Here is an 18,338-nt window from a genome sequence, read left to right as displayed (position 1 = left end):
TCCGTCATGCATATCACATTCGAGAAACTGACGTACCGGGAAGACTATCAAATTGCGCTTGATCACTTTATAATCGATCGGGCCAATGGCAATCGATTAACGTTTTACTTCCGCGGTCATACGGACGAAACCATGATTATCAGCGGTGATTACGCCTGCAATTATTTTGAACTGTTATTTGAAGCAGACAGCGTCCTGCTTCGATCGTCGGATTTGCATGAACTGGATGACGGGGTGGAGTTTAATACGATTCCGCTCGTTCTGTATAAGGACTCGGCACTCCTGACTTTTGCGACGGCCTGGATGGGGCTAAAGCGGGACCCGTCGCGAGACTGGACCCATTACGCCATTCGAGCCTTCGAACAGGACTTTCATATCCTGTCCCCGCGTCCGCCCGTTTTTACGGACCTCGGTCATAAGATGAGTGACTATATCGTTAAACAGACGTTCGATCCGCCAACGAATATTTGATAAAAAAAGCCCTACCTCGCCAAAGGTAGGGTGATGCGACTCGTCTCGCCCGACGGCTTGCGCCGGACGGGACGTGGTTTCATTATACATAGCGCGTCAGGGTTTTTTCAATCGTCTGGATCGAATCAACCGGCGCAAAACGTTTGACGACCCGCCCTTGACGATCGACGAGAAACTTCGTGAAGTTCCACTTAATGTTCGACGACAATAGTCCACCCTGTTGCTGTTTCAAGTACGTATACAAACGATGTTCCGTCGGTCCGTTGACGTCAATCTTCTGAAACATCGGAAACGTCACACCGTAATTCCGCTGACAAAATTGCATCGTTTCTTGCTGGTCCGCGAATTCCTGATTGTTGAACTGGTCACATGGAAATCCAAGGACCTTGACGCCTTGATCCGTATACTTGTCATACAACCGTTGCAGGTCCCCGAACTGACCGACGAGCCCGCATTTGCTGGCTGTATTAACGATGAGAAGCACCTCTCCCGCGTAATCTTGCAATGAAACGGTCTGTCCGGTTGCGTCTTTCACTTCAATCTCATAGAGTGATGGCATCCCGTTGCACCCCCTTTGCCGTCAGTATACGCCGCTGAAAAAACTCCGTCTTTTTTGAACATGCAACCAGTTGCTTACCAGATGTGTTCTTCCCGGTCACTCAGCTTAACGACAAACGGCATAATCAATAGAAAAAACAGGCTGACGTATCCGAGTGATAGATAATGTTGGGTATCTTTTGAAAGATACTGCTTCTTACCACAGTTCGGACATGTCTTGCCGCGCGTCGCAAAAACGACGACCACCACGTCTTTCTTTTTCCACTTGTAGTCACAATTCGTACATCGTACCATCTCATCATCCCCTTTCCTCTTTTTACCTGTTTTTTCAAGCAAAGGTTTCATGATTTGGACGATTTTTATTGAGTGTATCAGCGAAATACGCTCATTTCTTAGCCTTTAGTCTTTTCTCTACTTCCTGAAACGCTTTGATCCAATCCCGAAAATCATCGTCTACATGAAAATACTCGGTCGGGCTATTTTTCAAATCCATCCCATAGACTGTCGTCAGACAATGGAAAACAGCCAACTGATCCTTTGTCAGCGCACGATTTTCTTTTTCTTCCCTCCATTCCATCGCCGTCATCTGTTCATACGCCCAATCTGACACTTCTTCCCGTGTCAGCTGATTTTCTAAAACCATTTCCAACTTTGTGATGATTTCACTGATTTGAACGTTCTCCATTACACCAACTCCTACTGAACATTCTTTCTGGATTGTATCGTGAATTTGTTATTTCCAGTTTCTTTTTTTGTAAAAAAACGGAATATATGAAACCTCATCCGATAGTGAACGTAAAAAATATAACAATGCATCACTATAGAAAAAGGCTTACCGTAGAAATGTTCAATCCTATGTTTATGATGAGAATGCGTATTAAAAATATGGTGTACTTTTACATAAAAATAAAAAATGGAGGTCATCCCATTGAAAAAAGTAATCGCTCCTTTGCTTTGCATCCCGTTCCTGCTGCTAGCAGCCTGTACAGACGAAACAGAAAAAACAGTGACGCACTCCGAAAGTAAAGAATTTAAAGCGGAAACTGTGAAAATCAACAAGGATAGTGAATTAAACATCGTCCCGCTTTATACGCCCTATCAAAACTATCTGAAGGCATCCCTTAAAGAAAATGATCCGGAAACGGATAAAAAAAATTATGTGAAATCTGTCCTCGGCTACATAGATGAAATTGGGGAGAAGGAAAACTTTGATACAACCAGTTTAAAAGGCTACTTTTTGTTGCAATCAACTGCTTACGAGCAAGAACTGGTGGATCGGACAAACGAGTTGATGAAACATCATGACGAAATCAAAGATATCATTATAAAAAACTACACCGCTGCAAATAAGATACTTCCTAAAAAGAAAAGTACGATTTTCATCGCACCTACCAACTCGGAGTATTTTTCTATGAGTGAATCCATGAAGGGAGTATTTGCCGGAGCATATAAAGATACGTTCATTCTGTATCTCGATACAAACTTTGATAAAAATATACTTGCCTATTCAATCGCGCATGAATACCATCACTTGGTCCTTCATGATACACCTGAATATCAAATGAATGCGATTCTTGATTCCATCATCACCGAAGGCAAGGCGGATGCCTTTGCCGATCGTGTCGTCAAGGGTGTTTCAACGCCGTGGAACGTACCGATGGATGACAAAATCAAGAAACATGTAGCAAGTCTGATTGAGAGCGGTGAAGCTACTTATGAAGAAGTTGCAGGCGGTAACCAACAAAAGGAAATTCCCCAATGGAGTAACTATATCTTAGGACGGGATATCATGGATCACTACTTTAAAACGAATCCTGACCGTTCTATATCGGAATGGACATTTGCCGATCAACAAGATATTTTAAAGGGCTACAAGTACCAAGATCTTCTTGAATGATGACATCTTGCATTGTTCCGAAATCTGATGATAATCAAGCTGTTTCGAACGGATTCACCATTGAGTTAAAGCTCGAAAAGGATATCCTTTGTAAAATCCCTATTCTAACGATATACTCTTACTTTCGAAAGCAATCCATTAATTTAAGGAGGCATATCATGGGGTCACTAAAGGAAACGTACGTTAAGCTAGACGGACACATCGTTGTCAAAAAAGACGGCGGGCATGTTCCCCACAAAGAATTTCTCCACGAATTTACACGTTGGTTGGAATCAAACGGATACGGTTGGACCGGATCTTCTGTCCAAGTCGACCAAGATGGAAACAGCATTGACGATATCGGTTAATTACATAATTATGATACAAAAGCGGGCAGAGAATTCATTTCTCTACCCGCTTTTTGTATATGCTCATCGGACGACGAACCGAAAAAATACTATGGCTATTTGACCAGATGAACTGAGCTTTCATTGCATGACTGGAAGCTATGTAACTTTTTTAACGTTCGAACGAAAGTTATCGGCCTCACATTCAACCAAACAGATTAATCAATTGAACGTTATTGAAGAATCTCCACCACTAAAACAGACTCTCTAGATATCGTTGCTTTAATTGATATCATATGTTCTTATTTTTTCTAATTCTTTTTCCTGATTCTTTTTCATTGCCTTGCGCCCGCGTGACCATTCCTCGAAAAGAACGATCAGTCCGAATCCTAAAATTAGAGCGTATGCAAGAAAACTGTTATACCCACCCTCAAGATAACGCCATGTCATTCCTGTCACGAAAAGGACTGGAATGATGACTCCGAGATATGGATTATTTTTACTCGATAAAAGGTACTGTAATCCCAATCCTGCTGCGATAAACAAAGCTGAAACGAGAACATCCATTAAGTATTGCTCCTTTCTTGTCTATATTTATCAATTATTTTTTTGGCATCATCTATGCTAATGCGGTCCTCAATAGCCATTTGCTTGATATAAGCGATAAAGGGTTCATTCTCTGCCTTAGAATTTAATTCGATTTTTTGAATGATTCGATCGACCCGAATTCTGACGGTCGGATAAGAAACGTTATAACCTTTAGCTAATTCTTTCAGTGATCCAGAACTCAAAATAAACTTTTTAATGAATTCTATTTCGTCAAGTTCTAGAGATAAAACCCACGCAGGAACTTCGTTTTTATTCATTATCCATCTCCTTCCTGTATACTTAGAATAGCAAAAAAATAAATAAAGTTAAAGTATTTTTTACATAAGTTAAAAAAATAAAGAACATTTTTTTGAATTATATTCAATTTTCACTTGAATACGTTAACTTATTCGTGTTAGTTTGGAGTTGTCAAATCGGAAAAATAAGGAAAAGGAGTTGTTGAATTTGAAAAGAACTGGAGAAATCGTGTTTTCTTTTATCGGTATCATTTTATTTGGGTCGCTTTGTATTGGTAGTTTTATGCTCTATGGAACGATTGGTGAGAGTGCTGGTACAAAAGATTTAGCACAAGAATTTATTACAGACGAAAATATTAAGGACGTAACAGCTGCTCAAATCATCACCTTCTTACAAAATTTCTTTTTATACTTAGGAGCCATTTCACTTTTATGTACAGCAGGAGGATTCCTCTCGATCATACGTATCAGAAAAAATGAATCTGTCGGAAAAGTCTTAATCGCGACCGCCATTCTTGGAGGTGTACTCACCTTATTCGCAGGTTTCTTAGGATCAATCGCTTATTTGATTGCAGGAATCACAAACGTATCGAAAAATAAGAAATTAGCTCGACAAAATTAAATCAACTTATAGAGATGAGGTAAATCAATGTTGGCTATTACACTTCGAGAATTCAAATCACTCTTCCAAAGCATAAGAGCAATCATCATCATTGTTGTTCTGTTCGGAGTGACGGTTGGATCCGCTAAACTGGTCAGTCAGTTTAAACGTGAACTGAGCGGCTTAGGTTTAGGAGACAATGCTTATGTGATTGGATTGATGCTACTTCTCTTCTTGGCTGCACCGTTATTTGTGACAAGCATTTCGCATAGCAGTGTCAATAAAGAGATGGAATCTAAAACCATTCGATTCTTAGCGACGAAAACATCTCGCGAAAACATTATCTTCGGGAAGTTTTTAGGGAATATCTCGTTTTGGGTACTTTGCTTAAGTATCGCGCTCTTGTTGATTTTTCCATTTTCTAAATCATTTTATTTTGTGGATTTGATTCAAAGCATCATTTTCGTTTCTTACTTCATAGGTCTATCGCTGTTCCTTTCGACAGTAGTAAGTAACTCTTCTTTGACCATGTTCGCAGGAATCGTCCTCTCTATCGCTTTACCAGTAATCGGCATGTGGAGTCTTCTTTCAAAGAACGTAGCAATCGATACAATTTCCTATTTAACTCCGTATTTTTACTACACTCATGCAAACACTTCTTACACGTATTTCGTTTTAATACATACAGTAGTTTTTGTCATGCTAAGTTTAATCATCTTTAAAAGGAGAGATCTCTGATGATAGCCCTTCGCGCAACGAATTTAACTAAGAAGTATGGAAACAAAACGGTCGTGAACAATTTAAATTTAGAAATAACAAGTGGCTCTATTTTTGGTTTTTTAGGTCAAAACGGCGCTGGTAAATCAACATTCATCAATATGATTACAGGACTTGTACGGCCCACCTCAGGTACTTTTGAAATATTGGGAGCAGCAGGTGATTCTTTAAATGGTGTTCGAACACGGATAGGCGTCTTACCCGATTACTCAACTTTTTACGAAAATTTTACAGCACTTGATCACTTGAAGTATTTCAGTAAGGTGCTCGGCCTCAAATTGACCACGGAAGAATTAAAAAAAGTCTTAAGAGATGTTCAGTTAGAAGAGGCAATGAATACAAAAACAAAAAACTACTCATTTGGAATGAAAAAAAAGCTGGGGATTGCCCAAGCTTTGATCAATAAACCAGACATTTTATTTTTGGATGAACCGACTTCAGGCGTAGATGCGAACTCTATTCTGGGTATTCACTCTTTAATCAGAAAGGTAGCTGCTGAAGGTACTACTATTTTCCTGACTTCTCACAACCTGGACGAGGTCGAAAAGCTTTGTACAGAAATTGCAATCATGAACAAAGGTTCGATTCAGACAAAAGGTACCATGAGTGAATTAAGAAGTCAGTATCAAAAAAGTATCACCGTTTATGTGAAACATGAGATGATCGATAACGAAACTCAACAGAAGCTAACAATCGAGCTATCGAAATTAGTAAAAGTCTTAAGCATCTCCGCTACACATTCTGAGTTCATCGTGCAAAATGAAAGTGCTATTCCTGAGCTGAATAAGTACCTGGTTATGCAACAAGTAAATGTCTATCGATTAGAGGTAGAAGAAGCTTCCTTGGAAGAAATTTTCCTAAACTTAGGTGTTGAAGTACGAACGGCTTGAGATACCATTCACTATAAATTCTGGTCATTGTCATTTTTAGTGAAAATGTATAATGAAACATGATTCTAAACTGGAGTTGAGTATATGCAGAAAACCTTGTTTTACCTTTCCATTCTAAACACCATCTACATCGTGACCAACTCATTCACGTATTCCGACAGTTTTTTCAATGCGCCGATTGGCTTAACGACGCTGTTTGCTGTCGTTTTGATGATTTTTAATGACAAAGCGAAGAAAACGGAGAGATCGACTTATACCAAAACAACGGATGTCCTCAGTTTCATCAACATCCTGATTGGATTTTCGCTGATTGTCTTGATCTAGGAGTGGAGAATACCGATGACGATTTTTATGTACATCTTTTGTTTATTGATCTGGGGACTTAATTTCATTGCCGTCAAGATTCAAGGTACGCCGGTCAGCTTAGAGTTATCGTTGACCTATCGCTTATTCCTGACAGCGATTTTGTTTAGTATTCTGGTCTGGATCATGAAGCCAAAAGGAAAACCTTCGAAAGAGGATCTTCCGTATCTCCTGGTGTTTGGTATTTGTAACTTCGCACTCAGCTATCTGTGTCTCTATTACGCGACCATGTTCAGTTCAGCCGCGATTGTCACGTTGATTTTTTCATTGAAAGTCATCTTCACGCCCGTTGCTTTACGAATCTTTTTAAAAGAACATTTACACATCCGCATCCTGATGGGGGGCATATTAGGTGTGCTGGGCGTTTTGATTTTACTCTATCCGACTCTACACGACATACATCCGAATGATGTAAAAGGAATCGTGCTTGCCCTGCTCGGTACTGCCATTACAGCAATCGGCGACGCCAGTTCAGCACGGAACGCGAAGAAACAAGTCGATCCGATTTATGCGAATGCAATCGGATTTATCGCAGGTGGTGTGCTTCTCGGCACAGTCGTCGTATTGCAGGGGCAAGACATCCATCTACCGTTCTCTATTTCTTACTTATCTGCGCTTCTCTACCTCACGCTGCTTGCTTCGTTTGGAGCATGGCTCTTTTACTTGAAGTTGGTCGAGAAAATCGGTGGTGCCAAAAGCGGCTACATGGTGGCGCTGTTTCCAGCAATCGGAGGTATCGCTTCCGTCCTGATCGGTGAGTCGGATCCATCGATGTACTTAATACTCGGTTGCTTGTCGAGCTGTATCGGTGCCGCTGTTGCGTTAGGTGCAGGAACTTATGTCCGAAAGACTTTATCGCCAAAGAAACTTCCAGTTCGTGCTAGATTGAAATAGTCGTTTATACCAACCAAAAAATCAAGATGAGCGTACACATGAAACTCATGTACGCTCATCTTTTTGCAATTAAACACATCGATATTCACTTAATTACGGAAGGACCTTCATCTGGACGGTCATTTCTTCAAATTCTTCTTGTTCAACCTCACCTTCTCGCATGGATGTTTCCTATTGATACGCTTTTAACCAATGGTACGGCTGCAACTCATGGAGTGCTTTAAAAACTAGTGCTTGCTCGGGATTCGTGACGGCAGCTTTGACGTCCGCACCAAAGTAAAACAGACGCTCTTGACAGACACCGCATGGACTCAAAATCTTGAGAGGTGCCTGTTCATCATCCCGCACGACACAAATTGTATGTGTGATCCGACAGTTTAACTTGTGTGCTTCGAGGATGGCACCGGTCTCGATACACAATTCCGTCGACGCGTTCACGACTTCCGGTGCGACACTCGTCAATATCCGTCCGTCATCGGTCGCCATCGCTGCCGCTCCGCCCCATCCGTTCGGATATCTCGTTTCGATTAATTCTTTTGCTGCCTCAAATAACTGCTGTTCGATATTCATTTCATCACTCCTGTGTGCAGACGCATTTTGACGAATTCATAGCTTCCGCCGTTCGTTGCCTGCTGAAACTGCTCGACCGGTTCAAAACCGCTTTTAGTGTACAGCCGGATTGCCCGTTCGTTAAACGTTGCGACGGCTAGTTCAATGTGACGTGGTTGATACTGCTTGATCGCAAAGGCAAGACCGGATTCCAAGAAAGCCGTTCCGTTTCCTCGTCCCGTCAAATCAGGCCGCATCCCTAACGCCAATTCAAGGCTGTCCTGTCCGGGTTCAAACACAAAAAATCCGATCAGTTGCGTACCGTCCATCACCGCATAGTAATGTTCCGTCCGTTTGTCCGGATCCAAAAATTCCGCCAGGTCCTCCTGATCATTCGGCATATCGTAGAACGCAAAGTCACCCTCGTATTGCCAGTCATACGCAATCTGTTCCGCCTGACGTTGTGTCAGTGGTAAATAGGTATAGGTCATTGCAAGCGACCTCCCTTTCAAAAGGAATTTATGCATCAATCAAGATCAGTTTTTTCTGTATTCGAGTAACAGTGGTGTCAGATTCAGTCCAATCGACACGATCGTTAAGAACCACCAGGCGCGTTCCATTCCGGGAACAACGTCTGCCAAGGCCGCCCAATCCTCGGATTTGACCCAGCTTGCGATCTGACTGTATTCTGCGCACAGCGTGAGCGCCGTAAGCGATAAACCGGCAGCCATTGCCAGCTTATAGTCCTTGCCGATGAAGTACAAAATCAGATTCACCGCCGTCGCGAAGATGGCGAGTATCCCAAACAGTAACAACATGACACGATTCCCCCTCTCCTTGTTGTGTTTCCTATTGTTATTCTTTTCGGCAATTAATTAAGTATGTCCTTTCATTTACAAGTAATGACTGAAATACAAATCTTTAAAAATAAAAATTTTATTTAGTTAATTACATTATATGGTAATATAGATAAGTAAATAGCTTCTTCTAAGTGCAGAGCACGATTTTACTTTATCATCAACAACTGAGGATGGTTTCCGGTTGTAATTGCGGCTTGTGTTGCACCTGAAGAAAGCGTGCGAATATTTTACTTCGCTGTAACCAATATAAAAAGTAACTGATTTACTTTCTTAGGAGGACAATACGTGAAAAAACACCTTGGTTGGATATCCGTTGCACTTATCATTGTCAGTTTTGCTCAACTGTTTTTATTAGATGTTAACGGATTTTGGGGAACCAACATTCTAATTATCGGTTTAACATCAGCACTTGTGACTGCTCTTTTCAGTACAAGAGGAGTAGGTAAATTCATCGCCTTGTTCCTGTTATCAGGATATTTGATTTTCTTTGTCGTAGGTGTGTTTATCATGATTGGATTTTGATGATGAAACTAAAAATTTCTCAAGTCGAGCGGTTTTTTAAGGCACATCTCAGGACAGCTGCTCACTTGAAATCCTGTATTCTCATACGATTCCATTCTTTTTCTTGATTTGTCCGAAATACTTCTCGACCTCGATCCCACTCTGCAATCAAACAAAGCAGACCAAAACCTGTCATGAGCAGGTAGTGCATTGTACTGACGGACTCCACGTTAACGTACCGCCAAGTCATTCCCGCTACAAAAAGCAACGGAACAACTGCCCCTAAATACACATTCTTTTGACTCGATAATACATACTGCACTCCGAGTATGCCGGCATAAAGTAAACCCATCCATAGAAAATCCATTCTTCTTCCTCCCCTAGTCGAGCATATTTTAAAATCTTCAACCGTCAAACGCCTTTTCATACATCCAGGCTGGTTTCTTCAACCATTCGCCAACATCAATAATTTACCATATTAAAACGAAGAATCATTCGATATTTCTGATGATTACAAAAATGTAAGCGGGCACCTAAACAAAGCAAAGCTAAAAACGATTCTTCTCGTGTAAGAGAACAATCATTTTTCGCCTTCAATCTGAAACACTTAATTGGATGCTGTTTTCTATACATACAAGGACGATGATTTGACTAATTTTAATCAAACCAAGCATAATGATAAACAGCAAAGCGTTACACAACTCGCTCTGCAATGAAAGGATGTTGGTTATTATGTCATCAAAAAAAGTATGGTCAGTAGAAGGTTATGAGGAACATGGTGTAGAGAACCATCAAAAAGCAACTATGACGGAAACGTTTACGAATGAGGCCGATGCTCGTAAAGCTGCTAAAAAAATGGCGGATAAGTATGATCAACTTGATGTATACGTCATCTATACGAATACATCAAGCGGTAAAGCAGAAGAACGCTTCTTTAATTCGGATGGATCTTATAGTGAAGAAGGATTTGAATGGTAACATCTCAGCCGTCGATTTGACGGCTTTTTTGTACGATGAATTATACTATTAAGCACAATACCTAATTGAATACACAAAAAGAACCGCTCACCAGAGCGGTTCGTGAGAATAATCCCGAGTTAGTAGTAAAATTATTCATATAAGACTGCACCCCTATTTTTAAAACGCACGTATATACTTGTGAAATATCGTACTTCAATCATTTGTTAAAATGCGGTAGCCTCATTAACTCTTTATTCTTTGTTGCTTAGTCAAAACAGAGGCATCACTCTTTTGATAAATTTTTGTTCGTAATCGATCTCCGACTGTGTTTATTATTATGTCAATCGTGTTGTCATTTTCCCAATACAGTTCATATCCGTACAAACTAATGGGATTTAATTTACTTTTTGAAGGAATACTAACTGATGGTGGCAATTCAAATACACATTTATTGTATATACATTTTCGAGACTTTAAATCAATAATCTCTAAAAACAAACTTAGTTGTCCAGATGTCAATACTCCTTTCAAAACAGCTTTCCTCGTTTTAGTTTTATTATTTTTTACATCTATGTTTTGCGTATATATAAAATTCTTTTCATATACATAGTTTTCAAATTTGTTTATCTCATCGTCAGATAAACATTCTCTAAACTTTGAATGAATCAAACCTTCTTTTAGATTTTTCAAAGTTTCCCTTAAAAAGTCTAAATCTTTTTTAGATTTTAATTCATTAATGTTAGTTTCTTTAAAATAATATTCACGTTTTTCGCCATTTTCAATTCTGATTCTTTTTTTCTCTTCTTCTGTTAAATTCTCGTAAAAAATAATATAAAGGGAACTGTATTTAGGAATTTTTTTTCTCATTTTTTTCAAAAATACTTGAAAAAGATTCAGTAAGGGTTCATTTCTTACATCAAAATAATCAATATCAAGTTCTTTTTTATCATTATTTTTAATATACCAAATTTCTAATTCTAACATAATTCCCCTCTTTCTTGTGTTTAGTCCACCTCTCATGTTTACTTTTACTATCTTTGAAGCATGTACATTGCCGTAGGCTCAATTGAATCTTTTAACCTGCAATTCTGCTTGTTCTAGGTGAACTCACGATATTTCTGTTGATTATTGTAACATGTTCCATTTATTTTTAGTCCGACAAGGAGATGGTCTACGACGTTAGAGACGTACTCTCTGATTGGTGTGCCAGCCGCACCTGATCATCTTTTGTGTTTCATGTTGTGTGAGCACTCTTCACTTTTCTAATAAAATACAAAAAAACCGCTCTATTGAGCGGTTTCCCGAAGAAATCCCGATTGGCACACCAACTGTGCAATGAGTGTGCAATCAGATTTTTTAAAAGTCTAGAAATGGCTTATGCCTGCGGTCTTTTCCGACGGAGACCATAATATTGATAAAACTGAACTTCAATGTTCCCGTTATAAAGCTTACGGCGTTTCGTCGCCGGGCGACCGAATGCTTTTTCGAACTCGACGTATGACGTGATCATGTAGACACTGTAGTACGGGAATTCACGGAACGCATTGCCGATCTTCCGGTACAGCTGATGGACTTCGCGTGCGTCCTCGAGACGCTCTCCGTACGGCGGGTTCCCGATGATGACACCAAAGTCTTCCTTCGGCTTAAAGTCGGCTGCGTCCCGTTGCATGACGTTGATCGCGTCCCGGACGTCAGCGAGCTCGGCGTTTTGTTTTGCGAGCTTGACCATCTCCGGATCCGTATCGTTGGCATAGATTTTGAGCGGCTTGTCCCACTCGGCTTTGTCGTTTGCTTCCTTGATTGCATCGAACCAGGCTTTTTTCGGAATACATGCCCATTCCTGCGACGCAAACTCACGGTTGATGCCGGGTGCGATATTCCGTCCGATCATCGCGGCTTCGATCGCCAGTGTCCCTGAACCCGTAAAGACGTCGTACAGCGGCATATCCGGCTTCCAGTTCGTCAGCATCAGCATTGCCGCGGCCATCGTCTCTTTCAGTGGTGCCGCGGAGTGGAACTCCCGGTAGCCGCGTTTATGGAGCGCATCGCCTGACGTATCGATCGTCAGCGTCGCGATGTCTTTTAAGAGCGCGACTTCGATCGGGAAGCTGGCACCGGTCTTCGGTAACCACTCATCGCCCATGTTGTAGGCTTCCTGCATGTGCGAAACGATCGCTTTTTCAGTGATCTTCTGACAGTCACGGATCGAGAACAATTTCGATTTGACCGAGCGGCCATTGACGACGTAGTTCGCTTCCCACGGCAACAGTTCGCTCCACGGGAGATCTTTGACCTGATCAAATAACTTTTCGAATGATGTCGCTTTAAATTCCGCGACGACGAGTTTGACACGGTCCGCCGTCCGTAACCAGAGGTTGAGACGAGGAATGTCCTCGAGCTCACAATCGATGTAGACTTTTCCGTCCTCGACCGTACATTCGTATCCTAAATCGCGGACTTCCTTGGCGACGAGGGCTTCGATTCCCATTGCCGCCGTCGCGATGACTAAACGTTTTGCCATGATTGTTCACGCTCCTACCTGTTTCTAAAATTTCCAAAAATCATTTCAATAAAAAAAGAGCCCAGTTGGACCTGGACTCTCGTTCAAAGTAAAAATAACAGCCTATGTGGTCCTGTAAGCCATGTTCTGTTCCCTAGTGTTGCAAACGGTTTGACCCTCACACGCGGGCGACAATCATCTATCTCCGTATTTACATACGCTCTCCTTCGCGTTCAGTTCCGCTCCGGAAATTCCCCTACCAAATTTGGGTTTCTCGCTCGTGGGGTTTACCTCGTTCCACCCTTACTGTTTCCAGTAAGGCTCCGTCACTGTGGCACCTTCAAGAAGTTTCGGCCATATCCGAAGACTTAGGCGTTCCTTCTGCCGTCAGCACGACGCTGCCTACACTTATCTTTTCGTGTAGCACGATCACTACAACCATCGCAGGTTGTGCGAGCATGGACTTTCCTCAAAGCACCGGAGTGCCCCGCAATTGTCCGAACCAACATAGTCACTGCTTAACAGTGTAGCGCACACGACCGATTCTAGCAAGAGGTATTTCTCCATCAATGGGCGGAACAGTTGCGTTTTTACGTGATTTTGCGGTATAGTACAATGGTTCAGAAGGGGGCATGTACTATGAAAAAACGACGCTCTGGTACGAACCAGCGTACCGTACGGAAATTGACGTTCTTGATCGAGATCGACGAAATCAAGGCACTTCATCTCCGGAACGGCATTTTTGCCTTTTATCGCAAGGGTGAACTCATCCATGCGTTCGAGCCATTTAATGTAAAACAACCTGATGCGTTATCGAAACGGAGCTACCATTTCGACCAGCATGATATTTTATTGATGAATGAACGATTCCCGCAGCAGATCCCGCTGTACGATGAAGCGATGACGTTACGGTCGTGGGCGAATCAAGTTGAATACGGATTGTATCAACTGATCGACTCCGGACGCCTGTCTTTCATTCATGAAGACGATACCGGCTACAAAATGGAAGCGACGATCCAGTGGACCGGCGAAACGCTTGTCGCGCCGACACCGGTTTATAAAAAAGGAAAAGACCCAAAGTGAATCCTTTGAGTCTTCCTAAGCTGTCTCCCACGTGGTGAGACGGCTTTTTTTATTTATTTGACGGTGATGACACGTTCCGTCACCCGTGTGTGACGCCCGCTCGACGTCGCAAAAACGAGTTTATACGTCCCTTTTTCCTTCAACGCGTAGGAATACTTATGCGTCCCGTTGCGCAAATAATCGTTCGTGAACGTCTTGACGACCTTGCCGTCCTTGTAGAGACGGGTCAGGGTCTTCGCATTCGAATACTCGTCAAAGTAAAACGCAAACGGCTGATTCGGTTTCAAGACCGACGGGACCGACACTTTCGAGACAGGTGCCGGAATCGTCGCGAGCATACCCGCATTCAGACGGCCTGTTCCGTAATGGGATGTCGTATCGCCGTTCTTTTTAGCCGCTGCCGCATAAAGTTTACTGCGCAACGTACTGTTCGAAATGAACGGATTCTTCGACTTCGCAAGTGCGATGACACCGCTGACGATTGGTGTTGCCATCGATGTCCCGTCGAGATAGCCGTACTTGTTGCCGACGATCGTCGAGTAGACCCCTTCGCCCGGCGCCATGATGTTTAATCCCTTCCCGTAATTCGAGAAGGTCGACGCACGACCAAGCGTTCCGACCGATCCGACGGCAATGACGGATTTCATCGAGGCCGGGAAGAGCAGTTTATTGCGTCCGTCATTCCCTGCCGCACCGACGACGGTAATGTTCTTCGCTTCGGCTTTTTTGATCGCGGCTTCCATGTACGGATCGTATTCATATTGTCCAAGCGACAAGTTGATCACGTCCGCGCCTTGTGCGATTGCATACAAGACTCCGTCTCCGATATCGAGCGAACTGGCGAAGTCGCCGTCAAAGACGTCGGCGCCAATCAGTTTGACACCGGATGCGACCCCGACCGTCCCTTTGCCGTCTTCAGCGGCCGCAACGATTCCGGCGACATGTGTCCCGTGATCGTCCGGTTTGCGGATGCCGGAAATCGTCGTTGTTTTATAAATGACGTTTTTGAACTCCGAGTGATTGACGTCAATCGCATCATCGATGATGGCGACTCGGATGTCGGATTTGCCGCGGCTGTATTTCCAGTAAGTAGGAATACGCGATTGATCCAAATATGTTTGCTGCAATTGAGCCGAATCGGTCGCTTTTTCGACGACCGTGACCGGAATCAAATCGGCTTCAACGTCTGCCTCATCGAGGTGCGGCAACGGTTCGACGAGCGAAAAGCCGTCCTGTTTCAGTTCCCGCACTTCCTGCAGACCTTGTTCCGATAACCAGGATTGTTTTTGTTGTTCCGTAAATGTTGGATCGTACTGCACATATTGAGAATTAGCGAACGCAGAGGTAGGTAACCCTACGACGACAGCAAATGTGAGTAGTGCAAGTTTCTTTTTCAATGTGGACCCTGCCCTTCTCTTTTTACACGCCGATTCTATTGATGTGCTGACCCAAACGGACTAAAAAAATGGAACGGTCCCATCGGACTCTTCGCTGACTTCAAATGGAATGATTTTTCCGATCGTGACATAAGAATAATAACGGACAAGCACTGCTCGCCAACGTGCCGCATCAATTCCGGTCAGATCTTCTCCGAGCGGCGATCCGTCAAACGTCTCGAACTGCTGGCAAAAAAAGGCTTCTTCCGCCTCACTCCAGGTTACGGCTTCTCCAATAAATCCGGTGGAAAATCGGACGAAATCGGCAATCGACGGACCAATCACTTCGGATGGCAGACGTTCACTCATCCGACCGACCAGTTCGTAACGATCGCGTTCCGCCTGCTCTGCTTCCTCTAATGAATGGCACAGCAAGACTTCCCGGTTGATCTCCACCAAAACGACATAATCACCTTGCGGCAAATTGACGTGTATCATCACTACACCCCTTGGATTAAATTCGTGTAGTTTCTAGATGTCACTTTCTATGTGTTAACTTATAATGTCCATTTTCGATCAAACATCAATTCTATCGGTTCGTTATCCTTAGACTTTAACATACGAACACGGGTCGTATCAATTTGATCGAGTAAATCACCGTCACTCAGTGAACGAATCGCAGGTGCTTCCGCCTGTTCAATCCGGTCATGAAACGGCACTAACAACTCTTGTTGTTTGCTGGCAAGCGCATACCATGCGAGGCGGGCAAACGGTTCGTCTTTCGCCGTTTCCAGCGCATAACTTTCAAAGATGTCCGGTAAGTAACTGCTGAACTGATCGAGGGCGTCAATCCGCTCCGCTAAATCAAGCACTGTTAACCAACTTGGGAGAGACAATAACGATTCACTTGACCACCAATCGATCAAGTCAACGTGCTCCTTGAACAATTGTTGCGCTTCCGACCGATCGATGAAGTGGTGCATCGTCTGGATCAACTCGTTCCAAGCGATCGTCCAGTATTCTTCCGATGGATTGGCCGAGATGAAGAATTGGCGGTAGACCGTCAACAACTCTGATACTTCCGGTAACGTCTCGACTTCCAGCCGTTGGTTGAGACGGCTGACTGCTTTTGTGAAATAACTTGGCTCTAACGTCAACGCCATATAGAGTAATTTAGGGACATCTTTTAATTCGCCTTGGTCTACCGTTTCAAATAATTCTTGGATCCATTCTGGTTGTGGGTTTGTCATCATACTAACTCCTCTGCATAGTAAATGTATTTACTATACCCGAAAAAGAATTAATTGAATCCTCCCACTTACAAGGCACCGATTTGTTTCGCTGTTTCTTCGCTACAGAGAACAATCAACGTCGTGTTCGGCGGGATCGCTTCATCGAGGCGGCGGTTCAAATCAAGCCGTTTGCCGTCTGATAAAATCGTCACCCCGTCTTCGAGCAAGCTGTAAAACGCATCCCGAAACGTCGTCCACTCCGGTTTTGCAGGAATCGAAAACATCCCGTCTCCGTCTTTCGTCAGCAGATTCGTCACGACTTTCGTCACCCCCGGATGATGGGCGGCGAGAATCGCCATCCGTGCCACGGTCTCGTCCCCGAGCAACACTTCATCGACCTTGACTTGTTCAAAACTGTCGAGGTGTTCCTCAAGCATCATCTCGACGATCGTATAGATGTTCGGATTCGCCTGTTCGATACTTGCCGCGATCAATAAAGTCCGTCCGTCAGCCAGTGCCGGCGGTATCGAATGGTCGGCGAGAACGATCGCCCGGGTCGCCTTTTTGATGTTCGCCCGCTGTAACGTCGATTCCAGTGCCGGATCGCCGCTGATGTAGTGGAAACGCGGATGGCTGAACGGTTCCCGCTCGAGATCATCGACCAAGATGACATCCGTCGTCTCGAGCAATTCATCAATGACGTGTTTCGAGCGTCGGCTGTAGCCGAAGACTAACGTATGCCCGGTTTCTTTCACTTGCAACAACCCTCTTTCCTTTTGATTTCGAATCAATTGCACCCCGTCGACGAGCTTTGAGATTAATCCACCGACAATCCCGATTCCGAAGATGAAGATGAAAATCGTCATGAAGCGCCCAAAGTCCGTGTTCGGGAAAAAGTCCCCGTATCCGACCGTCACGACGGTCGTCATCGTCCAGTAGACGGCACGGAAGTACGAACCGAACGTGTCCGGTTCGACGAGATACATGATCAAGGCGACGCCAAAGACGAACACGAACGAAGCAAACGCCAATGTCCGCATCTTCAAAAAGGACATCTTCCGTAAAAAACGTAACCAGACCATCTTTTTTTCATCCTTTCCGAACAAATCCTGTTTTCGTCCTGTCAATAAGGGCGAAGGAGGTGATACACATGACACAAGCCGAAGAAATCAAAACGAGTTTAGTCGTCGTCTTCGAACGAAATGACAAGGTGACGCCGAACGGAGACGCGGTTCTTGCCCGCCGCCGTTTCAACGGTCTCCGTGCTGACTTGGAACCAGAAGTCGTCGCATCGATTGGTCGCGCCATCGGTCAACTGCTCGCTGGTTCGTACACGCACACGGAGATCAGCCGTGATTTTGCCTTACTTAACGCGTAATCGATTCATCCCACTACGAATAAAGGAGGAATTTGATGGAACACACGATTTTGTTAACATTCGATACGGTCATGAAAAAGCCGTTCCGCCTGCGTCTCGCGGGTGCGAAACCTGCCACGACGGTCGAGGAGATCAAAGCGCTCGTTCAGCTGATGGTCGACCATGATCCGTTCCATACCGGCATCATCAAGTTGAGCCAGGCTGAGCTTCAGAACAGCTCGGAATCCGCCTACGTCATCTAACTTGATGAAAAGTTCATCCGTCACCATCACCGTAG

General features: G+C 43.6%; 28 protein-coding genes and 1 other RNA gene. 13 read left to right on the top strand and 16 right to left on the bottom strand.

Annotated elements, in window-relative coordinates; genetic code table 11:
* The first annotated feature begins 6 nt into the window (after positions 1–6).
* Positions 7–471 carry a hypothetical protein gene (locus D3D03_RS03110; protein ID WP_119922696.1) on the top strand — a complete coding sequence of 155 codons (465 nt, stop codon included), beginning with the start codon at positions 7–9 and terminating at the stop codon, positions 469–471.
* 82 nt (positions 472–553) lie between these two features.
* Here D3D03_RS03110 and D3D03_RS03105 read toward each other — a convergent pair whose 3' ends face one another.
* The 3 genes from D3D03_RS03105 to D3D03_RS03095 all read right to left on the bottom strand — a co-directional run bounded on the left by D3D03_RS03105 (position 554) and on the right by D3D03_RS03095 (position 1,714).
* On the bottom strand, positions 554–1,030 hold the full coding sequence (locus tag D3D03_RS03105) for a glutathione peroxidase (protein ID WP_119922695.1): 477 nt from the start codon (positions 1,028–1,030) through the stop codon (positions 554–556).
* Positions 1,031–1,104: 74 nt separating this feature from the next.
* The gene (locus D3D03_RS03100; protein ID WP_028106500.1) at positions 1,105–1,323 is read right to left on the bottom strand and encodes a hypothetical protein; all 219 of its coding nucleotides are present in this window, start codon (positions 1,321–1,323) and stop codon (positions 1,105–1,107) included.
* 91 nt (positions 1,324–1,414) lie between these two features.
* The gene (locus D3D03_RS03095; protein ID WP_119922694.1) at positions 1,415–1,714 is read right to left on the bottom strand and encodes a hypothetical protein; all 300 of its coding nucleotides are present in this window, start codon (positions 1,712–1,714) and stop codon (positions 1,415–1,417) included.
* Between the two features lie 243 nt (positions 1,715–1,957).
* On the opposite strand from D3D03_RS03095, the gene D3D03_RS03090 reads away from it, so the two are divergent.
* Both D3D03_RS03090 and D3D03_RS03085 read left to right on the top strand, forming a co-directional pair.
* Complete coding sequence (locus D3D03_RS03090) at positions 1,958–2,926, top strand: DUF2268 domain-containing putative Zn-dependent protease (protein WP_119922693.1); 969 nt, start codon at positions 1,958–1,960, stop codon at positions 2,924–2,926.
* 158 nt (positions 2,927–3,084) lie between these two features.
* Entirely contained in the window at positions 3,085–3,273 is a 189-nt protein-coding gene (locus tag D3D03_RS03085) for a hypothetical protein (RefSeq protein ID WP_119922692.1), read from the top strand.
* A gap of 261 nt (positions 3,274–3,534) precedes the next feature.
* Here the strand turns inward: D3D03_RS03085 and D3D03_RS03080 are convergent, their stop codons facing one another.
* Both D3D03_RS03080 and D3D03_RS03075 read right to left on the bottom strand, forming a co-directional pair.
* Positions 3,535–3,819, bottom strand: a complete 285-nt coding sequence (locus tag D3D03_RS03080; protein ID WP_035414168.1) for a hypothetical protein — start codon at positions 3,817–3,819, stop codon at positions 3,535–3,537.
* On the bottom strand, positions 3,819–4,118 hold the full coding sequence (locus D3D03_RS03075) for a DUF2089 family protein (protein WP_026833232.1): 300 nt from the start codon (positions 4,116–4,118) through the stop codon (positions 3,819–3,821). The genes D3D03_RS03080 and D3D03_RS03075 overlap by 1 nt, the downstream gene beginning before the upstream one ends.
* Positions 4,119–4,305: 187 nt before the next feature.
* Here D3D03_RS03075 and D3D03_RS03070 point away from each other — a divergent pair, with 187 nt between their 5' ends.
* The 5 genes from D3D03_RS03070 to D3D03_RS03050 all read left to right on the top strand — a co-directional run bounded on the left by D3D03_RS03070 (position 4,306) and on the right by D3D03_RS03050 (position 7,622).
* Complete coding sequence (locus D3D03_RS03070) at positions 4,306–4,719, top strand: DUF4064 domain-containing protein (protein WP_158583673.1); 414 nt, start codon at positions 4,306–4,308, stop codon at positions 4,717–4,719.
* Positions 4,720–4,746: 27 nt separating this feature from the next.
* The gene (locus D3D03_RS03065; RefSeq protein ID WP_119922690.1) at positions 4,747–5,436 is read left to right on the top strand and encodes an ABC transporter permease; all 690 of its coding nucleotides are present in this window, start codon (positions 4,747–4,749) and stop codon (positions 5,434–5,436) included.
* Positions 5,436–6,365, top strand: coding sequence for an ABC transporter ATP-binding protein (locus D3D03_RS03060; RefSeq protein ID WP_119922689.1), 930 nt, complete (start codon positions 5,436–5,438; stop codon positions 6,363–6,365). The genes D3D03_RS03065 and D3D03_RS03060 overlap by 1 nt, the downstream gene beginning before the upstream one ends.
* A gap of 84 nt (positions 6,366–6,449) precedes the next feature.
* Positions 6,450–6,689 (top strand): hypothetical protein, encoded by a 240-nt coding sequence (locus tag D3D03_RS03055; RefSeq protein ID WP_119922688.1) that lies wholly within the window; start codon positions 6,450–6,452, stop codon positions 6,687–6,689.
* Positions 6,690–6,704: 15 nt separating this feature from the next.
* Positions 6,705–7,622: a DMT family transporter gene (locus D3D03_RS03050; RefSeq protein WP_119922687.1), complete on the top strand. Its 918-nt coding sequence runs from the start codon at positions 6,705–6,707 to the stop codon at positions 7,620–7,622.
* Positions 7,623–7,793: 171 nt separating this feature from the next.
* Here the strand turns inward: D3D03_RS03050 and D3D03_RS03045 are convergent, their stop codons facing one another.
* The 3 genes from D3D03_RS03045 to D3D03_RS03035 are packed head-to-tail and all read right to left on the bottom strand — an operon-like array spanning position 7,794 to position 8,989.
* A complete protein-coding gene (locus D3D03_RS03045) occupies positions 7,794–8,192 on the bottom strand; it encodes a cytidine deaminase (protein ID WP_119922686.1) in 399 nt (132 codons plus the stop codon).
* The gene (locus D3D03_RS03040; RefSeq protein WP_119922685.1) at positions 8,189–8,662 is read right to left on the bottom strand and encodes a GNAT family N-acetyltransferase; all 474 of its coding nucleotides are present in this window, start codon (positions 8,660–8,662) and stop codon (positions 8,189–8,191) included. Before D3D03_RS03040 ends, D3D03_RS03045 begins: the two co-directional genes overlap by 4 nt.
* A 45-nt stretch (positions 8,663–8,707) precedes the next feature.
* Positions 8,708–8,989 carry a hypothetical protein gene (locus D3D03_RS03035; protein WP_119922684.1) on the bottom strand — a complete coding sequence of 94 codons (282 nt, stop codon included), beginning with the start codon at positions 8,987–8,989 and terminating at the stop codon, positions 8,708–8,710.
* Between the two features lie 327 nt (positions 8,990–9,316).
* On the opposite strand from D3D03_RS03035, the gene D3D03_RS03030 reads away from it, so the two are divergent.
* Positions 9,317–9,553 (top strand): hypothetical protein, encoded by a 237-nt coding sequence (locus D3D03_RS03030; protein WP_119922683.1) that lies wholly within the window; start codon positions 9,317–9,319, stop codon positions 9,551–9,553.
* Positions 9,554–9,614: 61 nt separating this feature from the next.
* Here the strand turns inward: D3D03_RS03030 and D3D03_RS03025 are convergent, their stop codons facing one another.
* Positions 9,615–9,899, bottom strand: a complete 285-nt coding sequence (locus D3D03_RS03025) for a hypothetical protein (RefSeq protein ID WP_119922682.1) — start codon at positions 9,897–9,899, stop codon at positions 9,615–9,617.
* 365 nt (positions 9,900–10,264) lie between these two features.
* Here D3D03_RS03025 and D3D03_RS03020 point away from each other — a divergent pair, with 365 nt between their 5' ends.
* Positions 10,265–10,510, top strand: coding sequence for a hypothetical protein (locus tag D3D03_RS03020; protein ID WP_014970583.1), 246 nt, complete (start codon positions 10,265–10,267; stop codon positions 10,508–10,510).
* Between the two features lie 225 nt (positions 10,511–10,735).
* On the opposite strand, the gene D3D03_RS03015 is transcribed toward D3D03_RS03020, so the two are convergent.
* The 3 genes from D3D03_RS03015 to rnpB form a co-directional block, all read right to left on the bottom strand.
* Complete coding sequence (locus D3D03_RS03015) at positions 10,736–11,476, bottom strand: hypothetical protein (protein ID WP_119922681.1); 741 nt, start codon at positions 11,474–11,476, stop codon at positions 10,736–10,738.
* Positions 11,477–11,867: 391 nt separating this feature from the next.
* Entirely contained in the window at positions 11,868–13,013 is a 1,146-nt protein-coding gene (locus tag D3D03_RS03010; RefSeq protein ID WP_026833246.1) for a THUMP domain-containing class I SAM-dependent RNA methyltransferase, read from the bottom strand.
* A gap of 110 nt (positions 13,014–13,123) precedes the next feature.
* Positions 13,124–13,497, bottom strand: an RNA gene (gene rnpB, locus D3D03_RS03005) — RNase P RNA component class B.
* Between the two features lie 134 nt (positions 13,498–13,631).
* On the opposite strand from rnpB, the gene D3D03_RS03000 reads away from it, so the two are divergent.
* Complete coding sequence (locus tag D3D03_RS03000) at positions 13,632–14,075, top strand: hypothetical protein (protein WP_233550624.1); 444 nt, start codon at positions 13,632–13,634, stop codon at positions 14,073–14,075.
* 53 nt (positions 14,076–14,128) lie between these two features.
* On the opposite strand, the gene D3D03_RS02995 is transcribed toward D3D03_RS03000, so the two are convergent.
* The 4 genes from D3D03_RS02995 to D3D03_RS02980 all read right to left on the bottom strand — a co-directional run bounded on the left by D3D03_RS02995 (position 14,129) and on the right by D3D03_RS02980 (position 17,765).
* Positions 14,129–15,472: a S8 family peptidase gene (locus tag D3D03_RS02995; RefSeq protein ID WP_119922680.1), complete on the bottom strand. Its 1,344-nt coding sequence runs from the start codon at positions 15,470–15,472 to the stop codon at positions 14,129–14,131.
* 60 nt (positions 15,473–15,532) lie between these two features.
* Complete coding sequence (locus D3D03_RS02990; RefSeq protein ID WP_026833248.1) at positions 15,533–15,949, bottom strand: hypothetical protein; 417 nt, start codon at positions 15,947–15,949, stop codon at positions 15,533–15,535.
* Positions 15,950–16,008: 59 nt separating this feature from the next.
* The gene (locus tag D3D03_RS02985) at positions 16,009–16,701 is read right to left on the bottom strand and encodes a hypothetical protein (protein ID WP_110418093.1); all 693 of its coding nucleotides are present in this window, start codon (positions 16,699–16,701) and stop codon (positions 16,009–16,011) included.
* A gap of 68 nt (positions 16,702–16,769) precedes the next feature.
* Positions 16,770–17,765, bottom strand: coding sequence for an ion channel (locus D3D03_RS02980; protein WP_233550623.1), 996 nt, complete (start codon positions 17,763–17,765; stop codon positions 16,770–16,772).
* A gap of 68 nt (positions 17,766–17,833) precedes the next feature.
* Between D3D03_RS02980 and D3D03_RS02975 the strand changes: the two genes are divergently transcribed.
* Entirely contained in the window at positions 17,834–18,061 is a 228-nt protein-coding gene (locus D3D03_RS02975) for a DUF1659 domain-containing protein (RefSeq protein WP_026833250.1), read from the top strand.
* A 35-nt stretch (positions 18,062–18,096) separates the two neighbouring features.
* Positions 18,097–18,303, top strand: coding sequence for a DUF2922 family protein (locus tag D3D03_RS02970; protein WP_119922678.1), 207 nt, complete (start codon positions 18,097–18,099; stop codon positions 18,301–18,303).
* The last annotated feature ends 35 nt before the right edge of the window (positions 18,304–18,338 follow it).

The organism is Exiguobacterium sp. RIT452, from assembly GCF_003598705.1.
GTDB lineage: Bacteria > Bacillota > Bacilli > Exiguobacteriales > Exiguobacteriaceae > Exiguobacterium_A > Exiguobacterium_A undae.
The sequence above is the reverse complement of the archived record's forward strand: the minus strand, read 5'-3'. Positions and strand labels throughout refer to the sequence as shown.